The sequence below is a fragment of the Rhodopseudomonas sp. WA056 genome, from assembly GCF_010906995.1.
Taxonomy (GTDB): domain Bacteria; phylum Pseudomonadota; class Alphaproteobacteria; order Rhizobiales; family Xanthobacteraceae; genus Rhodopseudomonas; species Rhodopseudomonas palustris_G.
In genome coordinates, this window is sequence record NZ_QPFS01000046.1 from 15089 (window position 1) to 34386 (window position 19298).

Sequence of the window (19298 nt, forward strand, 5' to 3'; positions counted from 1 at the left end):
CCCCTGACCGGGCCTGCCCGGAACAAGGCAGCGCGCGCGTCGTTGTGACTGGATTTTCGGCGAAACCGCTGTCGTATCAGTTGTGGCGCTGCGGAAAATTTTAGCGAATGCGGCCGCGGCCTCAATGCTATGCTGACCGCGCCGGAACCGGTCGCAGCCTCGGGACTCTCATGCACGCACTCTTCATCGGACAGACCTATATCGACGTCACCTTCATCACCGACCATCTGCCGACCGGCGACGAAAAGCACGTGGCGTCCGACTACGCGGTGTCGTTCGGCGGCAACGCGGTGACCGCGGCGTTCTGCTGCGCCAAGCTCGGGATCGTGCCCGACCTGATCGCCACCATCGCCAACGACTGGCTGGGGCGGATGTTCATGGACATGAGCGCGAAGTACGGCATCTCGGTGCATCCGCGCAAAGTCGCCACCTCGTCGCTGTCGTTCATCATGCCGAAGGACGGCAAGCGCGCCATCGTGCGCTGCCGCGACGACGAGCACATCCACCCGTTCCCGCTGCTCAATCTCGGCCAGTGCCGCGCCCTGCACGTCGACGGCCACCAGCCGGACGCCGCGATCCACTACGCGAAACTCTGCCGCGAGGCCGGCATCCTGACCTCGCTCGACGGCGGCGGCCTGCGCACCAACACCCACGAACTGCTGGAATATATCGACGTCGCCATCGTCGCCGAACGGCTGTGCGAACAGATGGACATGACGCCGGAGAAGATGCTCGATTACCTGAAGTCACGCGGCTGCCGGGTCGGCGGCGTCACGCTCGGCGAGCGCGGGCTGTATTGGTACGACGAAGCCGGCACGGTGCGGACCCTGCCGGCGCTGCCGATCCCGCGCGAACGGGTGATCGACACCAACGGCGCCGGCGACGTGTTTCACGGCGCTTACGTGTTCTCCTATCTGAACAGCCCGGAGCAAAGCTGGCAGCACCACTTCGAATTCGCCCGCGCCGCTTCGACCTTCAAGATCCAGAAGCTCGGCAACGAAGCCGGGCTGCCGACGGTCGCGGATATCGAGGCGGTCAAGCACGAGTTCGCGGCAGTCGCGTGAAGCTCAGCAGCGTCATTGCGAGGAGCGAAGCGACGAAGCAATTCAGTTCAGTATCCAGTGCCTCTGGATTGCTTCGCTTCGCTCGCAATGACGCGGCTTAGTCTCTGCCCTACGCGACCGCCTTCTTCAGGTCGAAGCCGAGATCGGCGGCCTGGTCCGGCGTCACCGATTTGTCGAGCGGGAGGATCTTGCGGCCGAACACGTGGTCGGCGGCGCGGTTGACGGATTCGATGCCGATCAGCTTGCCGGACTTGTAGCAGAACGCCGAGAACGAGCGCTCGGCGACGCTGCCGCGGATCACCACCTGATCGAAGCCGGCAGTGAGGCCGACGATCTGCAGCTTGTCGTCGCCCTGATCGGACCAGAACCACGGATAGCCGTCATACGGCCTGGCGTCGCCGGTCAGCCGGGCGGCGACGCAGCGCGCCTGGTCGGTAGCGTTCTGCACCGACTCCACCCGCATCGTCTCGCCGAACCGGACGCTCTCAAACAGCGCGCAATCGCCGATCGCCGAGATGTGCGGGTCGCGGGTGAGAAGCTGTCGGTCGACGATGATGCCGGCCGCGGTCGGCAGACCGGCGGCGGCGGCGATCTCGACGTTCGGGATGACGCCGACGCCGACCACCACGAGATCGCAGGACAATGTGTGACCGTTGCTCAGGACGACGCCGGTGACACGGCCGCCCTCGGCCGCGATCTCGGTGGCGCGGACGCCGTAGTGCATCCGGATGCCGGCCGCGGAGTGGCGGTCGTGGAAGTAGCTGGAGATCTCAGGCGTCACCACGCGCGCCATCACCCGCGGCGCCAGTTCGACGACGTCGACCTCGAGCCCCTTGGCCCGCGCCGTGGCGGCGAATTCGAGGCCGATGAAGCCGGCGCCGATCACCACGACGTGCTTCCTGTCCGGCATCCGCTGCCGCAGCACTTCGCTCTCATCGAGCGTGCGCAGGTAAAGCACGTCCGGCAGCGAGCCGTTGGGCACGTCGAGCATCCGGTTGCGCGCGCCGGTGGCGAGCACGAGGTGGCCGTACTCGATCGCGGTGCCGGAGGCGAGCAGCAGCTTGCGCCCTTCGCGGTCGATCGAAACCATGCGGTCGGAGATCAGCTCGATCGCCTGATCCTGAAAAAACTTCTCCGGGCGAAACATCAGCGAGTTCGGATCGCCGCCGCTCTTCAAGTAGGCCTTCGACAGCGGCGGGCGCTGATACGGCAGATGCTTCTCGTCGTTGATCAGCGCGATACGCCCGGCATACTTCGCCTGGCGCAGCGATACGGCGACCTGAAATCCGGCATGTCCGGCTCCAGCAATCAAGACCGTGTCGTTCATCGTTGAGCTCGTTGAGTTGAGGAAACGGCGCGCGGACGCGCGGGAGGTGGGGGATCGGTCCCAGCCTCTAGCATACTCGGTCACCGCAGGTCAGCACGTTTGCCGACGCCCTGCCCCGCCGCCTCAGTAGATCGGCGGCCTGAAATCGAGGATCGGCCCCTTGGGCTCCGACAGCGCATCCAGCGCCACCGCGTCGACCAGCAACGGACCGCGCGACCGGGTGACCGCGCCGACCCGCTCGATGCTCCCAAATGCTGCCTGCAGATCCGGCCGCGCCGCGGCGTTGTCGACGCCGACCAGCAGCAGCGGACCGGCGAGTTGCCGGGGCGTCGGCGCCGGAGCGGCAAGCCAACGAAACCGCTCGCCGCGCTGGACCACGCAGGTGCCCGGCGGCAGATAGAACGCCAGCCATCCCGTGGTTCCGTAATCATCCGTCAGCACGCAGGTGGCGCCGACCCGCCGGCGCACCTGATCGATTTGCGCCACCATCTCCGCGACACCGACGCCGACCGAGCGCACCGTGGCGTCGCGGCGATAGCCGGTCAGCGTGCCGGTGTTGACCTGCACCACCACCAGCGCGAACAGCACCGCGCCGGTCGAGACCGCCCAGCGCCGGCAGAACGAGACGAGGCGGGCGACGCCAGGCTTCCAATGCGGATAGGCGGCCCCGACCGCGGCGGCGAGCGCGAATGCCGGATACAGCGGGCTCAGCCAGTTGGCCTCGACCCGGTCGTGCAGCGCCTGCCAGGCGAAATACAGCGCGATCGTCCACACCGTGGCCCCGACCAGCACGCGCGAGGCCGCCGGCCCGGTGCCGCGCTTGCCGAGCGCGATCAGCCCCACCACGCCGAGGATGAAAACGAACGGGGTCGCCAGCACGAACTGGGTCGGGATCAGCTCGGCGAGAAACTTCGGCTCGAACCCGCCGAGCTTGGCGCGGCCGAACTGCTTGACGAAGGAAATCCAGTCGTGCTCCGCGTTCCAGATCACCACAGGCGAGAACAGCGCGAACGCGATCACGCCGCCGAGATACGGCCACGGCGAGATCAGCCAGCGCCGCAGCGACGGCACCCACAACAGCCAGATCAGGATCGCCGGACCGAAGAACAGTGCGGTGTATTTCGACAGCAGCGCCAGCCCGACCGCGACGCCGACCGCGAGCCACCACACGCCCCTGCCGGTTGCGGCGACCTTCGCCAAAGCGAGCAGCACGAAGCTCGACGCCACCAGCAGCGGGGCATCGGGGGTGACGATGGTGGTCCCCGCCGACACCATCATCGTCGCATTGAGCAGCAGCGTGGCGGTGGCGGCGATCCGTTCGTCCTCGAACAACAGGACTGCAGCCCGCCACACCGCCCAGCTCATCGGCACCGCCAACAGGATCGACACCAGGCGGACGCCGAATTCGGTGTCGCCTGCGATCAGCGTGCCGAGCCTGATCACCACCGCCACCATCGGCGGGTGGTCGAAATAGCTGAGCGCGAGATTCTTCGACCAGGTCCAGTAATAGGCCTCGTCGAACGTCAGCGGCGTCAGCGCCGCGGCGAGCAGACGCAGCGCGACGAGGCCGGCGACGACCAGGATCGTGGCGACGACCGGACGCCGCATCGCCTCGCTCATCACGCGCTCATCGCTTGCGCCAGACGAACAGGCCGGACATCGCGTAATTCCACACCACGCCCATCAGCGCGCCGGCGGCGCCCGCCAGCCACCAGGTGATGTGCTCGTTGTAGACCGCGAAGGCGACGCCGACATTGGCGAGCAGACCGACGCCGCACACCAGATAGAACAGCAGCAGCCCGCGCAGGATGGCGAAACCCTTCAGCCGCTGGTCGCGATAGGTCAGGAAGTTGTTGAGGATGAAATTGCTGGTCATCGCCACCAGCGCGGCAATGCCCTGCGCCTCGGCGAACGGCTGCTCGAACAGCTTCAGCACCACGTACAGCGTGACGAAGTGCACCACCACGCCGGTGGAGCCGACCAGCGCAAACAGTATGAATCGCAGCGACAGCACGTCGTGGCTGAACTTCGCCAGCACCAGGCCGAGGAAGTCCAGAGCCACCATCGAATCCAGCTTGCTTTCGCCGTGCAGCCGCGAGCCGAAGGTGAACGGCACCTCAACGATGCGCAGACTGCCGCGCGCGGTGGCGATGACGTCGAGCAGGATCTTGAAGCCCTGGGTCGAAAGCTCCGGAGCGAACTGCTCGAAGCGGTCGCGGCGGATCATGAAGAAGCCGCTCATCGGGTCGGCGACATCGATCTTCAGAGCTTTCTGGGCGACCTGGGTGGCGAGCGCACTGATGCCGGCGCGCTGCTTGTTGAAGCTGTCGGCGCTGCCGCCTTCGACATAGCGGCTGCCAATCACCAGATCGGCGGCGTTGCTCTCCAACAGCGACAGCATCTTGGCGAGCTGGGTCTCGTCGTGCTGGAGATCGGCATCCATCACCGCGGCAAACGGGGCGCCGGACGCCAGGATGCCTTCGATGCAGGCGCCCGACAGTCCGCGCCGGCCGATCCGGCGGATGCAGCGCACGCGCGGATCCCGCTGCGCCATGTCGCGTACCACCTGCCAGGTCCCGTCGGGGGAGTTGTCGTCGACGTAGATGACTTCCCACGCCACGCCGACGAGTGCAGCTTCCAATTTACGGAACAGCACCTCGACATTGTCGCGTTCATTGAAGGTCGGGACCACCACCGAGAGCTGCAGCGGAACCGCCGCAGGCTGGGCACGGGTCGCGACCTCGGCTGGGCTGGCTTCGATCATCGCGCCATGCGTATAGCGGCGCACCCGGGCGCTGCCAAGGCGAGCACCGGCCGTTCTGGGGCAGAAATGTACTGAAATCGGGTGGCCTCGGCCGCCCAAAAAGGTGAACGACCACGAACAACAGGTGCGCGTACATCCGGCGCTCCCTACTATTCAGTGGTCGTCTCGGCGTCGCACGCTCCTGATCGGAGCATCGACGTCGCCGTTGCAACCAAGATAGGAACGGGATGCAGCATTCGCAAGGGGGAGAGATGAAGAAAGGTCAGGCGGGCAATATCCGCATCGGGATCGGCGGCTGGACCTTCGCGCCGTGGCGCGGGGTGTTCTATCCGGACAAGCTGCCGCAGCGGCGCGAGCTGGAATACGCCGCCTCGAAGCTGACCTCGATCGAAATCAACGGCACCTTCTACGGCTCGCAGAAGCCGGAGAGCTTTCGCAAATGGGCGAGCGAAGTGCCCGACGGCTTTGTGTTCTCGCTGAAGGGGCCGCGGTTTGCGACCAACCGCAAGGTGCTGGCGGAAGCCGGCGACAGCATCGAACGATTCTATCATTCCGGCGTGCTCGAACTCGGTGACCGGCTCGGGCCGGTGCTGTGGCAGTTCGCGCCGACCAAGAAGTTCGACGAAGCCGATTTCGGCCGCTTTCTCGAACTGCTGCCGCGCTCACTCGACGGCCGCACGCTGCGTCATGCCGTCGAAGTCCGTCATGACAGTTTCAAGACGCCGGCGTTCATCGCGCTGTTGCGCCAGCACGGCATTCCGGTGGTGTACTCCGAGCACGCCAGCTATCCGGAAATCGCGGACGTCACCGGCGACTTCGTCTATGTGCGGCTGCAGAAGGGCAAGGACGAGATCGCCACCGGCTATCCGCCGAAGGCGCTGTCGGAATGGGCGAAGCGACTGCAGCTCTGGGCGGATGGCAGCGAGCCGGACGATCTGCCGAAGGTGGACGGGGCACGCACCAGGCGGCAACAGCGCGACGTGTTCGCCTACGTGATCCACGAAGGCAAAGTGCGCGCGCCCGCCGCGGCGATGGAACTGATCGAACTCATCGGCTAAACTGTGGCGCGATGCGGCAAGTGAGCGGTCGTGACGCGCGACATTGCGCCACCGCAAAGCCTTGCGGCCGATCAATGGGTTCATAGGACGCGCCCAATACCCTCGGGCGCATGTACTACATCAACAAAAGGGTCCGGGTTCGGATGGACAAGATCGACTTCATGAACGGGCAGATCAAGGCTCTGCTCAACTTCGCCAACGCGCTGATCAAGTCGCATCCGTCGCCGGCGATCCTGCGCCACAATTTCGAAACGAAAGCCCGCGCCGCCCCGAACGCCCCACAGGGCCTGTCTCTCTCCGAAGCCTATATCGACGGCATGGCCGACATCAATCGCCAGCTCGCAGTCGCCCTCGAGCATGCGATTGCAGCGCGCGACCAGCATGATCCGCAGCCGGATTGAACGCCGGCTTTTCTGACGCACTAGACAACACCCACAACCAGAGATTTAATAAGCGACATTCTTCGCGCATTAGATCTCTGTGTGGGTATTTTAGTGATGCGTTGCGTCGCGTGGATGGGCGTGTTCGGCATGATCGCGTCGTTGATCGCGAGCACCGCATGCACCTCCGCCCAAACGTTCGATCCCCTCGACCAACCGCAGTTCGACTTCCCCGACCCCGGCGCATTCGATCTCGGCGCCAGCACGGCAGCCGACATGGCGGGGCTCGATTCCGACGATGAGGACGGCTTGGCGGGCGACCTGCCGGTCGGCCAGCACGCCTCTCCTTTGGCCGCGCTGGCACCGGCAACGCTCAGCGGCGGACAGGCTGCCCAAGGGCTGCTGTTCGGCGGCCACGATCTGTGGCGCAACGGCATCGCACTATACGGCGGGGTCGAATTTCTCGGCGACACTGCGGCGGACAACGGCTTCGTCATTCGGCTGTTCGCGTCGGAAGCGCTCGAGCGCTATCAGTCGGAGCGCTTCACTTATGTCAGCGACATCTCCAGAGCTTCGGTGCTGGCGGGATGGCGCTTCAAGCTCGGCGCTTTCGAACTGAAGATCCTCGCCGGCCCCGATCTGGAGCATCGCGCATCGATGCCCGACGTCCGCGACAAACGTTGGCGCGGCAGCCACGGCGGCGCCCGGATCGCGCTGGACGGCTGGGCCGAGCCGACGCCTGATACCATGCTGTCGGCATCGTTCTACGCCACCACCATCGCCGGGAGCTACGGCGCACGGCTGGCCGCGGGCTGGCGAATGCTCGACAGGTTCTGGGTGGGACCGGAAATGTCCGGCTCGTCCGACGAATTCAGCCGCCAGACCCGGATCGGACTGCATCTCACCGGCCTCCAGCTCGCGGTACTGGAATGGTCGGCGGCCGCCGGTTACGTCCGCGACAGCTTCGGCCGCGGAGGCGTCTATACCCGCCTCGGAGTCATGCTGCGGCAGTGACGCCGCAGCATGGTTCGGCGGACGCAGTCAATCGAGCGTGCGGCGGAAGCGCGTCACTGCGATCGTCATCGCCACCAGCATCAGCACCACCAGCGCGATCGCGTCGTAGTGCAGATTTTCCAGCGACGAGCCCTTCAGCATGATCGAGCGGACGATCCGCAAGTAATGCGTCAGCGGCAGGCATTCGCCGATATATTGCGCCCACACCGGCATCCCGGCGAACGGGAACATGAATCCGGACAACAGGATCGACGGCAGGAAGAACATCATCGAAGCCTGCATCGCCTGGAGCTGGTTCTGCACCAGCGTCGAGAAGGTGTAGCCGATCGCCAGATTGGTGGTGATGAACAGCGTCGACAACAGCGCCAGCAGCGCCAGACTGCCGAGCAGCGGCACCCCGAACAGCAATACGCCGATGCCGATGATCAGCGACGCCTGAATGAAGCCGACGCCGACATACGGCAAAATCTTCCCGAGCATCACCTCGACCGGGGTGATCGGCATCGACAGCAGGTTCTCCATGGTGCCGCGCTCGATCTCGCGGGTCACCGACAACGCGGTGAAGATCAGCATGGTCATGGTCAGGATTGTGCCGACCAGACCGGGCACGATGTTGAGGCGCGACGAGGCGGCCGGATTGTAGCGGGCATGGGCCCGGATTTCGAACGGCGGATTGGCGGGATCGCCGGCGACCCGGTCGTGGATCAACGCGTTCTGCACGATCTGGCCGAGCGCCGACAACGCCGAGCCGGCAGCCACCGGATCGGTGGCGTCGGCGGCGACCAGGATCGCGGGCTTCTCGCCGCGCCGTACCGCGCGCTCGAACCCGCGCGGGATTTCGACGCCGAACAGCACGCGCCCGGACAGCAACAGATCGTCGAACTCGCGGACGCTGTGAACCTCGCGGGTGAACTTGAAGTACGCGGTATTCTCCAGCGCCTTCAGGATCGAGCGGCCGAGGTCGGAATCTTCCTGCAGCAGCACTGCGGTCGGCAGATGCCGCGGCGTAGTGTTGATGGCGTAGCCGAACAGCAGAAGCTGCATCACCGGGATCACGATGATCATCGCGAAGGTCAGCCGGTCGCGCTTGAGCTGAATCAGCTCCTTGACCAGCATCGCGTAGCTGCGGCGCAGGAAGCCGAACCGCCGTTCTTTCAGCGGCGGGTCACGCCTCGGAGCGTCGTCTGCGGCGGTCATCGGAAGTTGTCCTTCGACCGGCTCATCAGCTCGATAAACACGTCCTCGAGCGACGGCGCACCGTGCTGCCAGGTCTGTCGCGGATCGCTGCGATACGGCGCGAGCGTCCGATCGAGCGCGGCCTGATCGCGGCCCGAGACGTGCAGGCTGGTGCCGAACGGCGCCACCATGTCGACGCCCGGCTTGCCGGCGAGTTCGTGCGCCAACGCGCCGAGGCCTTCGCCGGTGGCGACCCAGGTGGTGAGCTGCGAGCCGGCAATCACCTGATCGACGGTGCCGTGCGCCAGCAGATGGCCGTATGCGATGTAGGCGATCTCGTGACAGCGCTCGGCTTCGTCCATGTAGTGGGTCGAGACCAGCACGGTGAGACCTTCGGCGGCGAGCGCGTGAATCTCGTTCCAGAAATCGCGGCGCGCCTTGGGGTCGACGCCGGCGGTCGGTTCGTCGAGCAGCAGCAGTTGCGGGTTCGGCAGCGTGCAGGCGCCGAGCGCCAGCCGCTGCTTCCAGCCGCCCGAAAGTTCGCCGGCAAGCTGCTCCTCGCGGCCCGACAGCCCGAGCCGCTTGATCATTTCGCGCGCCGCACCGCGCGCATCGGGCACGCCGTACAGCCGCGCGACGAATTCGAGATTCTCCCGCACCGACAAATCCTGATACAGGCTGAAGCGCTGCGTCATGTAGCCGACGCGGCGTTTGATCTTGTCGGCCTCGGTGCGGATGTCGAAGCCGAGACAGGTGCCCTCGCCGCGATCCGGCGTCAGCAGGCCGCACAGCATCCGGATCGTGGTGGTCTTGCCGGAGCCGTTGGGGCCGAGGAAGCCGTAGATCGAGCCGCGCTTCACCTGCATCGACAGGTCGTGCACGACCTCGCGGCCGTTGAACGACTTGGTGAGGCCGCGGACATCGATCGCGATGTCGCGGGTATCGGCCGCGATGGTCGGCGCGCCGGTCATGACCGGCCGGTCGCCACCGGGGAAGGCGCAGCCTTCGGCGCGACATAGACGCTGACCGGCTGGCCGACCCGCAGGCTGGCCGGCTTGTTCGGCCGCGCCTGGATCAGATAGACGAGCTTGCTGCGCTCATCGAGACTATAGATCACCGGCGGGGTGTACTCCGCCGTCGTCGAGATGAAGTAAATCTCGGCCGACAGATCCGGCGCGCAATTGTCGCAACTGACCCGCACCTTGTCGCCGATCGCGAGCTTCGGCAGCTCCGGCTCCGGCACGTAGAAACGGATCTTCATGTTGCCCGGCGGCAGGATCGACAGCACCGGCTTCTGCGCCGCCACCATCTCGCCTTCGCGGAAGTAGATCTGCTGCACCGTGCCGGTGACTGGCGCGCGGATTTCACGGCGCGCCAGCCGTGTCTTGGAAGTCTCGACCCTGGCTTCGGCGACCCGCAGGGCCGAGATCGCGGAGTCGAGATTGGCCTGGGTGCCGGAACCGGTCTTCGACAACGATTGGGCGCGGTCGAAGCTCTGCTTGGCGTTGGCGAGCGTGGCGAGATTCTGATTGAGGTCGGCCTGCTGCAGATCGTCGTCGAGCGTGTAGATCAGCGCGCCTGTCCTGGCCTCGTCGCCCTCGCGCACCGTGAGCTTGGTAACGCGGCCGGATTCATCGGGACTGACGAAGATCAGATCGGCCTCGACCCAGCCCTGATAGCCGGGATCGTTGCCCTTGCCGCAGCTTGCGAGCTCCATCGCGAGTAGGATTGCGGCGCAGCCGCGCAGAACGAGCGAGGGTCGCGTCATGGCGCCGTCCTTTCGCCGAAGATCAGATCGAGATGCGCGCGCAGCATCGCCTGGACGTCGAGCGGCGCGAACCGGCCGAACAGCCCCTGCCAGATCACCGACAGCACCACCGGGGCGACCGCGAGCTGAGGGAACTGCGCCAGCGCCGCGGCGCGAATCTCGCCGCGGGCGACGCCGATCTCCAGGATGCGGCGGATGCCGGCGATGCCGGGCTCGACCACGGTGCGGTAGTGGAATTCGGCCAACGACGGAAACCGCGTGCCCTCCGCCATCACCAGCCGCAGAATGTCGCCGCGCCGCGTCTGCGCGACTTCGCGCACGAAGGTCTCGGCGAAGGTCTCCAGCAACTGCCGCGCCGATACGCCGGATGCCGGCTGCGCCGTCAGCCGCTGCATCGTCGGCACCAGTGCGGTTCGCACCAGCTCCTGGAACATCGCCTCTTTGTCGGTGAAGTGCAGATAGATCGTGCCCTTGGCGACGCCGGCACGCTTGGCGACGTCGTCGATCCGGGTCGCCGCAAAACCGCGCGCGGTGAACTCGTCGAGCGCCGCCTCGATGATTGCGGCGCGTCGTTCCGCCGCCTTGGCGGCACGGGTCGAGAGCGCCTCGGCTTCCGAAGCTGGCTCGGCCGCGGACGTGGAGCCGCGGGCCGCAGCGGCTTGCTTCGGAGCGACGGGAGCAGAAACCGGCGGATTGCTTGAGGCACGCTTCATTTTCACATTATGACTGACTGGTCAGTCACAATCAAGATCTCTGCGTTACGCTCTTTGGACAGCGGCCGTCAGGCGCTGACGCGATTCCGTCCGCCGCGTTTGGCGCGATAAAGCGATTGGTCGGCGCGCTGGATCGCGTCCGCCAGCGTCTCGGCAGGCACGGCGGGCGCAATGCCGACGCTGATGGTGACGATCTCCGCCTCGCCGAGGCCGGGATGCGCGATCTTCAGCTCTTTGACCGCATGGCACAGCCGCTCGGCGGTCTCCTGCAGCTCGGCTTGGTCGAGCCCGGGCAGCACAACGGCGAACTCCTCGCCGCCGTAGCGCACCACCACGTCGCAGGCGCGCAGGTTGCGGCGGACGGCGGCGACGATCTGCTGCAGGCAGCGGTCGCCGGCGGCGTGGCCGCCATGGTCGTTGAACAGCTTGAAGTGATCGACGTCGATCATCAGCACGCTCTGCCCGAGTGACGGCACGATCGAGGCGGTCTCCTGCTCGATCAGTTCGTCCAGGTAGCGCCGGTTGAACACGCCGGTCAGCGCGTCCGTCGCCGATAACCGCTCCAGCGCCGCGTTGGCCCGGCGCAGATCGCGCTTCAGCCGAGCGTCGCTGCGGCGGATCGCCTCCAGTTCGGCGATCTGCGCATCCTTTCGCTCCCGGGCGCGCAATGCGATCACACAGGTGATGATGCAGAGTCCGACCAGATCGATGTTGGTCCATGCCGGCGGCCAGCGCAGGCCGGTCACAGTGATCAGCATGTACAGCACCGTGGCGGTGACGGTCATGATCTTGGTGGCGCCCCACGACAGCGCCGACACCAGCGCGCCGGCGAAGATGACGAACAGCGCGGCCATCATGTAGCGCCCGGCGAACGGCTCCGGCGCGAATTGGCCGATCGCCGTCACCGACAGCGCGAAGGCGACCACTGCGGTCCCCTGAACGGCCGATTGCAGCGGCCGATCGGCTGGCCGGCGATTGAGCGCGAGCGCAACCAGCACCAGCGGAGTCACCACCAGCAGACGCAGCCCGGCGGCCAGCGCCAGGTGCTGCGGGTCCAGCACGGCGACGTCGATCGAGAGTGCGGCGATGTTGACGATCAGCGTCCCCAGCAGGAAGCGTCGACGCGCCCCGGCGCCACGCATCGGATGCTCGGGGGCCGCCGCGTCTGACGCCCGGCGGTCGTTATCGAGGGGGAACTGATCGGTCACGCTTTGGTCCGCAGAACGGGCGACTTCGCCGTTCTCCTATTGGACCTTCATGCACTTACGACGCGTTGATGCAGTACTGCCGCCCACGGTTTCCGTGAGCAATGCCTAACGACCGACTAAACCGCTTCCTACGAGGCGAACGATCGGGAACGGCCGACAATGCCCGGGATTGTCCCGACGCGAACATTCAGGGAGAGAGCAGATGTCGACGGAATGGCTGTGGGGAATCGGAATTATCGTGCTTGGCATCGCGATCGCCTACGCCCTGATGCGGAATCGGACGCGCACGGCCGCCGAGAAGCAGATGACCGAGACGGCGGCGACGGAAAACTACCGCGCGGAAGATCGCAAGGAACGGCCGCGGCCGATGCCGGAATAGCCGTTCCGGATCCAGGCGTGGAACTTGAGGCCGTCGAGAATCTCGTCGACCGCCTTGCGATCGGCCGGATGGCGAGGCCAGCGGTGAACATCGCTTCGGCAGCCAAGATCGTGAAGCTCAGCCCTTGGCGTCGCAGGCCCAGGCCCGGATCACACATTCCTTGCCGCCGTACTCGTAGCACCGGCGCGTCGCTGCGTTGAGCGACGACGAGATCTTCGACTCCACCGCATAGCCGTGAGCCCCGCACGGATTGCTCATGTCGATGGCGAGCGCCGCGCAGGCACGTCGCATCGTCACCGTGGTGCAATCGCCCTTGCAGCGCTGCCGCGCAGCGGCGATCGCGGCCGCCTCGGCCGGATAGTCGTAGGCCTGACCATAGGCGCCGCATTTGCCCACCGCCAACGCTCCGGCAGCATTCAGCGGCGCAGCAAAATGCAAACACGCGCCCCAGACAGCAGCAACCAGCGCAGCCTTGCGCCACGCGGAATTCGATGAATCCAACGTCCCCTCCCCCGAGGTTCAACCCGGGTTCCAAATTATCTGGGCGGCCGTTTCAACTTGGTGAACGAACCACAAAGACCGCCAGACACGGCGACAGCAATCAGCCGCCCGGGCCGCGCCGCGCCAGAAACTGTTCGAGACGCGGGTGAAATTCACCGGCGGCGAGACTGAGATGAAACAGCCGCCGCTCGAGCGCCAGTCCGTCGGCGAGTCCGACCGATACGGCGCGGTCGACCGCCTGCTTGGCGAATCGCACCGCATGAATCGGATGCGCCGCGATCTGCGCTGCGGCCTCGCACGCGGCTGCGCGCGCCGTGCCGTCCTCGACCGTCCGGCTGATCAGCCCGATCCGCTCTGCTTCGACAGCCGAAATCAGCCGGCCGGTGAGCACCAGATCCATCGCGCGGGCGCGACCGATCGCGCGAGCCAGCCTTTGCGTGCCGCCACCGCCGGACAGCGTCCCGAGCGCGATCTCCGGGTGACCGAATCTGGAACCGGCGCCGGCGATCACCAGGTCGCACATCTCGATCAACTCGCAGCCGCCGCCGATCGCGTAGCCTTCGACCGCCGCAATCAGCGGCTTGGTGCACGAGGCCAGCCGGTCACAGCAGCCGGAGAAGTCTGCGGCCAGCGCCGTCGCCAGGTCGATGCCACGCATCTCGGCGATGTCGGCGCCGGCGCAGAACACCTCGCGGCCGGTCAGCACGATCGCGGCAGTCGTCGCGTCTCGCTCCAGCTCATCGAGCGCGGCGGCCAGCGCTGTGATCAGCTCCCGCGACAGCGCGTTGCGGGCCTGCGGCCGATTCAGCGTGACGATCCCGACGGCTCCCTGACGATCAATTGCCACCACCATAACGGCTTCTCCCTGACTGCCGCGACGCCAGCGACGATCTAGCCGCCCAGGCTGGATCTGGTAAAATCAATCGTTCGCAAAGATTGATTGGATTTTCCAATGAATGTGCAGCACCTGCGCTATTTTCTGGCCGTGATGCAGGCCGGCTCGGTGTCACGCGCCGCCGGTGAACTCGGCATTACCCAGCCGACCCTGTCGCAGGCCCTGAAAGGGCTGGAGCGCGAGTTCGGCGCGCCGCTGTTCGCGCCCGACGGTCGCGGCATCCGCGCACTGCCGAGCGCGAAGCGGCTTGAGGCCAAAGTGCGCGCGGCACTGCAGACACTGGCGGAGGCAAAGCGCGACCTGAGCGGACCGGCACCAGCACGGCTGAAGCTCGGCGTCCTGCCGAGCCTCGCCACAGATTGGCTGCCACGTCTGTTGCCCGCCGATGGTGATGCAATCGAACTGATCGAAGCGCCGGCCGACGAGCTCGAAAAGCTGGTCGCGAGTGGCGGGCTCGATCTGGCGCTGTCGGTCGCGCCGCATCGCAATCTGCACCGCAAGCTGCTGCTGAGCGAGCCGTTCCGGCTGTTCGTTGGACCTGATCATCCGTGGTCAGGCCGCCGCAGCGTGACGCTGGCCGACCTCGACGGCCAACCTTTCGTGTTGCGTCAGGGCTGCGAACGCGTCGGCACAGGCCGGCGGCTGCTCAACGCAGCAGGCGTGCAGTTTCGTATCGTCGCCAAGACGCGGCAGGAATCCACCGCGGCTTTGCTGGTCGCCGCGGGGGTCGGCTGCACGCTGGCGCCGACGAGCTGGGGCAGCGCGAACTTGCGAGCACTCGACGTCGGCGGACTGACGCTGCAGCGCGAAGTCACGCTGATCTGGAAACAGCCTGCCGGCGCCAAGGCTGCGGCGAAGCTCGCGACGCGGCTGCAGGCGCGAGCTTGACGCGCAGCCGATCAGCCGCGCCGCGCCTGATCGAGCGCTTGCGGGGTGTCGATGTCGAGGAACGCCGCGTCGCCTTCGACCGCTACTTCGGCCACCGCTTCGCCGTGCTTGGCGATCAGGTGGCGGGCGCCGACGTCGCCGCCGAGCGTCATCAGTTCGGCAAAGAACTGCCGCGACCACAGCACCGGATTGCCGCGGCGCCCCTCGGCGACCGGGACCACGATCAGCGCGCCGCGATCGGGATCGAACGCGGTGATCATCCGGTCGATCAAGGCAGCGTCGATCAGCGGCATGTCGCCGAGGCAGACGATCGCGCCGTCGGCATCCTCGCCGAGCGCCGCGATGCCGGCCTTGACCGACGAGGCGATGCCTTCGGCGAAATCCGGATTGTGCACGAAGGTGAGATCTAGCCCATGCAGCGCCGCTTCGACCTCGCCCGCCTGATGGCCCGTGACGACGATGGTACGCGCAGCCTGCGAGGCCAGCGCCTGCTCGGCGACGATCCGCACCAGCGGCTTGCCGTTGAGGTCGGCCAGCAGCTTATTCGGCCCGCGCATCCGCGTGCCGCGCCCTGCGGCCAGCACGATCGCAGCGACGTTGCGGCCGCTCTCGGCGACCGGCACGCGCGGTTGCGGCCGGGTCACGATTTCCATCAAGAGGCCACCGACGCCCATCGCGGTGATGTCGGCGCGGGTGACGGTGAGCCCGGCGAGCAGCCGCATCAGCACCCAATCGAAACCATTCTCGACCGGCGAGCGCGCACAGCCCGGTGCACCGAGCAGCGGCACGCCCGAGACCGCGCCGACCAGCAAGAGATTGCCCGGGTCGACCGGCATGCCGAAATGCGCGATGCTGCCGCCGATCGCGCCGATCGCCGCCGGGATGACGTCGCGGCGGTCCGCGATCGCCGAGGCGCCGAACACGATCACCATCTCGGCGCCGAGCCCAACAAGCTCTTGGATCGCAGCCGACAGCGCAGCCTCTTCATGCGCGACGCGGCGCTCGGCGATGATCGCTGCACCCGCCGGCGCCAGCCGCTCGGCCGTGACGCGCAGCGTCTTGTCGATCACCTTGGCGGCGAGACCGGGCAGCAGCGTCGACACCCCACCGACGCGCTTGATCACGTAAGGCGCGACCCGCAGCGCGCCGCCCTGCGCCGCCGCCACCGCGGCGTCGCGCAGGCGGCCTTCGACACCGAACGGGATCAGCTTGACGGTGGCCACCATCTCACCTTCCACCACCGGCTTGAACGCCGGCAGCGTCGCCAACGTGATCGCTTCGTCGACCGCATTGATACGATCGACCGCCGCGCGATCGATCGCCAGCACCCCGGCCCGCGCCGCGAACAGATTGGCGCGGCCGGTGAAGGCGCGATCGACATTGACGCCGTCACCGGCGACGGCCGCAGCCACATCCCCGGCCGCGACATCCTCGGATACGTCGCCGGGTTCGAGCTGCACCACCACGATCTCGGCGATGCCCGCCTTCTCCAAGGCAGCGACTTCGGCCGGACCGATCGTCGTGCCCTTCTTCAGCAGCAGACTGTTCTGCCGCAGCGAATGCACGGTGACGCCGCCGATCGCATCGGCCGGGCGGCGCGGACCGAACTTCATGCCGCAGCCGCCTTGGACGATGCCGGCAGCCGCAGCGCCGCGGTGATTTCCGCCATGATCGACACCGCGATCTCGGACGGCGACACCGCGCCGATCGCCAGCCCGATCGGCGCGTGAATGCGGCCGAGGTCGGCGTCGGAGGCTCCCTGCCCCTTCAGCCGCTCCAGCCGCTTGGCATGGGTTTTCTTCGAGCCGAGCGCGCCGATGTAGAAGCAATCGCGCGCGAAGGCGTGCAGCAGCGCCGGATCGTCGATCTTGGGATCGTGGGTCAGCGCCACGAAGGCGGTGTAGTGATCGATGTTCAGCGGCGGCAGCGCGACGTCGGGCCACTCGGCGATCAACGGCACGTCGGGGAAGCGCTCGGGGCTGGCGAATGCGGTGCGCGGATCGACCACGGTGACGTCGTAGCCGAGCGAGCGCGCCAGCGGCGCCAGCGCTTGGCTGATATGCACCGCGCCGACGATCACCAGCTTGGCGGTCGGCGCATAGACGTTGAGAAACAGCTTCTGGCCGCCTGCGTCGACGGTCGCGCTCTTGCCCATGCGGAGCTGCTTGTCGAGCTCGGCGGCAAGCGGATCAGCGGCAATGTCGGCGGCTTTCACCAGCCGCTGCGCGCCTGTCGCGGTGTCGGTGACCACGATCGCAGGGCGCCGCGCCGCGCGCTCGGCGTTGAGTTGCTGCAGGATCTCGAACTTCACAGGCTACGCCCCACTTCCTCGCCGCGCGAACTAATCAACCTTTTCGACGAACACCCGGATGGTGCCGCCGCAACTCAGCCCGACCTTCCAGGCGGCCTCGTCGGCGACGCCGAATTCGAGCAGTTTCGGCGTACCGCTGTCGATCACGTCGAGCGCTTCGGTGACGACCGCGCCTTCGACGCAGCCGCCCGACACTGAGCCGAGAAAGGTGCCCTCGTCATTGATCACCAGGCTGGAGCCTGCCGGGCGCGGCGCCGATCCCCAGGTTTCCACCACGGTGGCGAGCGCCACTCCGCGGCCGGCTTTGCGCCAGGCTTCGGCGGCCCGCAGGATGTCTTCGTCGCGGTCGAGCTGCATGGAGGCGTCTCCTCTTACTTGATGCTGGGCACCGGTCAGGCGACGGAACGGAGCGTGCTGAAATGGTGCGGCGGCGGTGCCGACGACAGCGCCGCGATCAGCGTGTGCATCGAGGTCAGATTATGCACCGGACGGAATTCGTCAACGTGAGGTAGCATCATTTTGATGCCCTGGGCGCGCGGCTCGAAACCGTCGTAGCGCAGCAGCGGATTGAGCCAGATCAGCCGCCGGCAGGAGCGATGCAGCCGATCCATCTCGAATGCCAGCTTGGCGTCGCTTTCGCGCTCCAGCCCGTCGGAGATCAAGAGCACGATCGCGCCCTGCCCGAGCACCCGCCGCGCCCACAGCTTGTTGAAGCTGTGCAGCGAGGTCGCGATCCGGGTGCCGCCGGCCCAGTCTTCGACCGAGGAGGTGCAGCTCGCGAGCGCTTCGTCCGGATCGCGCTGGCGCAGCGCACGGGTGACGTTGGTCAGCCGCGTGCCGAACAGGAACGTCGAGACCCGCTTGCGATCGTCGGTGATGGCGTGGAGGAAGTGCAGGAACAGCCTCGTGTACTCGCTCATCGAGCCGGAGATATCGAGCAGCGCCACGATCGGCGCCGGCTTGTCGATCAGGCCGAGCCGCTTGATGTCGACGACTTCGCCGCCGGTGCGCAACGACACGCGCAAGGTGCGGCGCAGGTCGAGCTTCAGGCCGCGACGATCCGGCCTGACACGCCGGGTGCGCAGCTCGGCCTGCGGCAGCCGCATCCGCTCGATCGCGCGGGTGACTTCGGCAATCTCCGCCGCGCTCATCTGCGCGAAGTCCTTCTTCTGCAGGATCTCCTTGTCGGAGACGGCAAGACGCAGTTCCTGCTCCTCGGCCGACGGCATGTCGCGCGTCGCCGCCGGCGACATCGCCTCCTGCACCCGGCGCGAGGCCGGCGGCGGTTTCTTCTTGGCGGCGTCCGGCAGCGGGATCGAGTCCAGCATGTGCTGCCAGTCCTCGGCGGCGCGGAAGAACAGCGCGAACGCCTGGTCGAAGATCAACAGATGCTCGCGGCGCTTGACGAAGATCGCTTCCAGCGTGGCGTAGAGGTCGTCGCGCTGGCCGATCTCGATCAGTTGCAGCGCATCCAGCGCGTCGATCACCGCGCCCGGCCCGACCGGCAGCCCCGCCGCCCGCAGCGCCCGCGCAAAGCCGACCACATTGTCCGCCATCTTGCCGGTCGGCGGATTGAGATGATCGATCATCGCGGTCGGATTACGCTGCATCGTTTGCCACGCTCTCTCAACTTGTCATTCCGGGGCGCACCGAAGGCGCGAACCCGGAATCTCGACGTCAGTGCCGGCTTCAGATTCCGGGTTCGCGAGCTTTCGCTCGCGCCCCGGAATGACGAACTCTAGTCAGTCCACGCCCTCGCCGCTCGGGCGGCCTGCTCCCTCTCCCGCTTGCGGGAGAGGGGTGGGGTGAGGGCGACGCGAGCACGGTGCCTGGGGCTCCCCCACCCCAACCC

At 66.8% G+C, this 19298-nt stretch carries 20 protein-coding genes; 6 read left to right on the top strand and 14 right to left on the bottom strand.

What is annotated here, in order from left to right; translation table 11 throughout:
- Positions 1–170 precede the first annotated feature (170 nt).
- Entirely contained in the window at positions 171–1064 is an 894-nt protein-coding gene (locus tag DU475_RS11375; protein ID WP_164632222.1) for a sugar kinase, read from the top strand.
- Positions 1065–1173: 109 nt separating this feature from the next.
- Here the strand turns inward: DU475_RS11375 and DU475_RS11380 are convergent, their stop codons facing one another.
- From DU475_RS11380 to DU475_RS11390, 3 genes are all read right to left on the bottom strand, one after another.
- A complete protein-coding gene (locus DU475_RS11380; protein WP_164632223.1) occupies positions 1174–2391 on the bottom strand; it encodes an NAD(P)/FAD-dependent oxidoreductase in 1218 nt (405 codons plus the stop codon).
- Between the two features lie 123 nt (positions 2392–2514).
- A complete protein-coding gene (locus DU475_RS11385; RefSeq protein WP_013501332.1) occupies positions 2515–4011 on the bottom strand; it encodes a glycosyltransferase family 39 protein in 1497 nt (498 codons plus the stop codon).
- A gap of 7 nt (positions 4012–4018) precedes the next feature.
- Complete coding sequence (locus tag DU475_RS11390; RefSeq protein WP_164632224.1) at positions 4019–5155, bottom strand: glycosyltransferase; 1137 nt, start codon at positions 5153–5155, stop codon at positions 4019–4021.
- Between the two features lie 251 nt (positions 5156–5406).
- Between DU475_RS11390 and DU475_RS11395 the strand changes: the two genes are divergently transcribed.
- The 3 genes from DU475_RS11395 to bcsS all read left to right on the top strand — a co-directional run bounded on the left by DU475_RS11395 (position 5407) and on the right by bcsS (position 7607).
- Positions 5407–6213, top strand: coding sequence for a DUF72 domain-containing protein (locus DU475_RS11395; protein ID WP_142883239.1), 807 nt, complete (start codon positions 5407–5409; stop codon positions 6211–6213).
- Positions 6214–6356: 143 nt separating this feature from the next.
- Positions 6357–6614, top strand: a complete 258-nt coding sequence (locus tag DU475_RS11400; protein WP_041807126.1) for a hypothetical protein — start codon at positions 6357–6359, stop codon at positions 6612–6614.
- Between the two features lie 96 nt (positions 6615–6710).
- On the top strand, positions 6711–7607 hold the full coding sequence (bcsS, locus tag DU475_RS11405; protein ID WP_164632225.1) for a cellulose biosynthesis protein BcsS: 897 nt from the start codon (positions 6711–6713) through the stop codon (positions 7605–7607).
- Between the two features lie 27 nt (positions 7608–7634).
- Here the strand turns inward: bcsS and DU475_RS11410 are convergent, their stop codons facing one another.
- From DU475_RS11410 to DU475_RS11430, 5 genes are all read right to left on the bottom strand, one after another.
- Positions 7635–8804: an ABC transporter permease gene (locus tag DU475_RS11410; RefSeq protein ID WP_013501327.1), complete on the bottom strand. Its 1170-nt coding sequence runs from the start codon at positions 8802–8804 to the stop codon at positions 7635–7637.
- On the bottom strand, positions 8801–9754 hold the full coding sequence (locus DU475_RS11415; RefSeq protein WP_164632226.1) for an ABC transporter ATP-binding protein: 954 nt from the start codon (positions 9752–9754) through the stop codon (positions 8801–8803). Before DU475_RS11415 ends, DU475_RS11410 begins: the two co-directional genes overlap by 4 nt.
- Positions 9751–10551, bottom strand: a complete 801-nt coding sequence (locus DU475_RS11420; RefSeq protein WP_164632227.1) for an HlyD family secretion protein — start codon at positions 10549–10551, stop codon at positions 9751–9753. Before DU475_RS11420 ends, DU475_RS11415 begins: the two co-directional genes overlap by 4 nt.
- Positions 10548–11264 carry a TetR/AcrR family transcriptional regulator gene (locus DU475_RS11425; protein WP_164632228.1) on the bottom strand — a complete coding sequence of 239 codons (717 nt, stop codon included), beginning with the start codon at positions 11262–11264 and terminating at the stop codon, positions 10548–10550. The genes DU475_RS11420 and DU475_RS11425 overlap by 4 nt, the downstream gene beginning before the upstream one ends.
- A gap of 68 nt (positions 11265–11332) precedes the next feature.
- Positions 11333–12472, bottom strand: a complete 1140-nt coding sequence (locus tag DU475_RS11430) for a GGDEF domain-containing protein (protein ID WP_164632229.1) — start codon at positions 12470–12472, stop codon at positions 11333–11335.
- Positions 12473–12674: 202 nt separating this feature from the next.
- Between DU475_RS11430 and DU475_RS24070 the strand changes: the two genes are divergently transcribed.
- A complete protein-coding gene (locus tag DU475_RS24070) occupies positions 12675–12851 on the top strand; it encodes a hypothetical protein (RefSeq protein WP_013501322.1) in 177 nt (58 codons plus the stop codon).
- A 117-nt stretch (positions 12852–12968) separates the two neighbouring features.
- Here the strand turns inward: DU475_RS24070 and DU475_RS11435 are convergent, their stop codons facing one another.
- Entirely contained in the window at positions 12969–13316 is a 348-nt protein-coding gene (locus tag DU475_RS11435) for a DUF4189 domain-containing protein (protein ID WP_235677276.1), read from the bottom strand.
- 136 nt (positions 13317–13452) lie between these two features.
- Positions 13453–14205 (bottom strand): enoyl-CoA hydratase-related protein, encoded by a 753-nt coding sequence (locus tag DU475_RS11440; protein WP_164632230.1) that lies wholly within the window; start codon positions 14203–14205, stop codon positions 13453–13455.
- Between the two features lie 99 nt (positions 14206–14304).
- Here DU475_RS11440 and DU475_RS11445 point away from each other — a divergent pair, with 99 nt between their 5' ends.
- Entirely contained in the window at positions 14305–15135 is an 831-nt protein-coding gene (locus DU475_RS11445) for a LysR family transcriptional regulator (RefSeq protein ID WP_164632231.1), read from the top strand.
- A gap of 11 nt (positions 15136–15146) precedes the next feature.
- Here DU475_RS11445 and DU475_RS11450 read toward each other — a convergent pair whose 3' ends face one another.
- The 4 genes from DU475_RS11450 to DU475_RS11465 are packed head-to-tail and all read right to left on the bottom strand — an operon-like array spanning position 15147 to position 19056.
- Positions 15147–16748 (bottom strand): NTP transferase domain-containing protein, encoded by a 1602-nt coding sequence (locus DU475_RS11450; protein WP_164632232.1) that lies wholly within the window; start codon positions 16746–16748, stop codon positions 15147–15149.
- Complete coding sequence (locus tag DU475_RS11455; protein WP_142883248.1) at positions 16745–17446, bottom strand: XdhC family protein; 702 nt, start codon at positions 17444–17446, stop codon at positions 16745–16747. The genes DU475_RS11450 and DU475_RS11455 overlap by 4 nt, the downstream gene beginning before the upstream one ends.
- Before the next feature lie 30 nt (positions 17447–17476).
- Positions 17477–17803: an XdhC family protein gene (locus tag DU475_RS11460; protein WP_142883249.1), complete on the bottom strand. Its 327-nt coding sequence runs from the start codon at positions 17801–17803 to the stop codon at positions 17477–17479.
- 35 nt (positions 17804–17838) lie between these two features.
- Entirely contained in the window at positions 17839–19056 is a 1218-nt protein-coding gene (locus tag DU475_RS11465) for a vWA domain-containing protein (RefSeq protein WP_164632233.1), read from the bottom strand.
- Between the last annotated feature and the right edge of the window lie 242 nt (positions 19057–19298).

Coding starts and splice junctions, on each gene's coding strand:
- DU475_RS11375 (WP_164632222.1), top strand. CDS start 171: ATGCACGCACTCTTCATCGGACAGACCTATATCGACGTCACCTTCATC.
- DU475_RS11380 (WP_164632223.1), bottom strand. CDS start 2,391: ATGAACGACACGGTCTTGATTGCTGGAGCCGGACATGCCGGATTTCAG.
- DU475_RS11385 (WP_013501332.1), bottom strand. CDS start 4,011: ATGAGCGAGGCGATGCGGCGTCCGGTCGTCGCCACGATCCTGGTCGTC.
- DU475_RS11390 (WP_164632224.1), bottom strand. CDS start 5,155: ATGATCGAAGCCAGCCCAGCCGAGGTCGCGACCCGTGCCCAGCCTGCG.
- DU475_RS11395 (WP_142883239.1), top strand. CDS start 5,407: ATGAAGAAAGGTCAGGCGGGCAATATCCGCATCGGGATCGGCGGCTGG.
- DU475_RS11400 (WP_041807126.1), top strand. CDS start 6,357: ATGGACAAGATCGACTTCATGAACGGGCAGATCAAGGCTCTGCTCAAC.
- bcsS (WP_164632225.1), top strand. CDS start 6,711: ATGCGTTGCGTCGCGTGGATGGGCGTGTTCGGCATGATCGCGTCGTTG.
- DU475_RS11410 (WP_013501327.1), bottom strand. CDS start 8,804: ATGACCGCCGCAGACGACGCTCCGAGGCGTGACCCGCCGCTGAAAGAA.
- DU475_RS11415 (WP_164632226.1), bottom strand. CDS start 9,754: ATGACCGGCGCGCCGACCATCGCGGCCGATACCCGCGACATCGCGATC.
- DU475_RS11420 (WP_164632227.1), bottom strand. CDS start 10,551: ATGACGCGACCCTCGCTCGTTCTGCGCGGCTGCGCCGCAATCCTACTC.
- DU475_RS11425 (WP_164632228.1), bottom strand. CDS start 11,264: ATGAAGCGTGCCTCAAGCAATCCGCCGGTTTCTGCTCCCGTCGCTCCG.
- DU475_RS24070 (WP_013501322.1), top strand. CDS start 12,675: ATGTCGACGGAATGGCTGTGGGGAATCGGAATTATCGTGCTTGGCATC.
- DU475_RS11440 (WP_164632230.1), bottom strand. CDS start 14,205: ATGGTGGTGGCAATTGATCGTCAGGGAGCCGTCGGGATCGTCACGCTG.
- DU475_RS11445 (WP_164632231.1), top strand. CDS start 14,305: ATGAATGTGCAGCACCTGCGCTATTTTCTGGCCGTGATGCAGGCCGGC.
- DU475_RS11450 (WP_164632232.1), bottom strand. CDS start 16,748: ATGAAGTTCGGTCCGCGCCGCCCGGCCGATGCGATCGGCGGCGTCACC.
- DU475_RS11460 (WP_142883249.1), bottom strand. CDS start 17,803: ATGCAGCTCGACCGCGACGAAGACATCCTGCGGGCCGCCGAAGCCTGG.
- DU475_RS11465 (WP_164632233.1), bottom strand. CDS start 19,056: ATGCAGCGTAATCCGACCGCGATGATCGATCATCTCAATCCGCCGACC.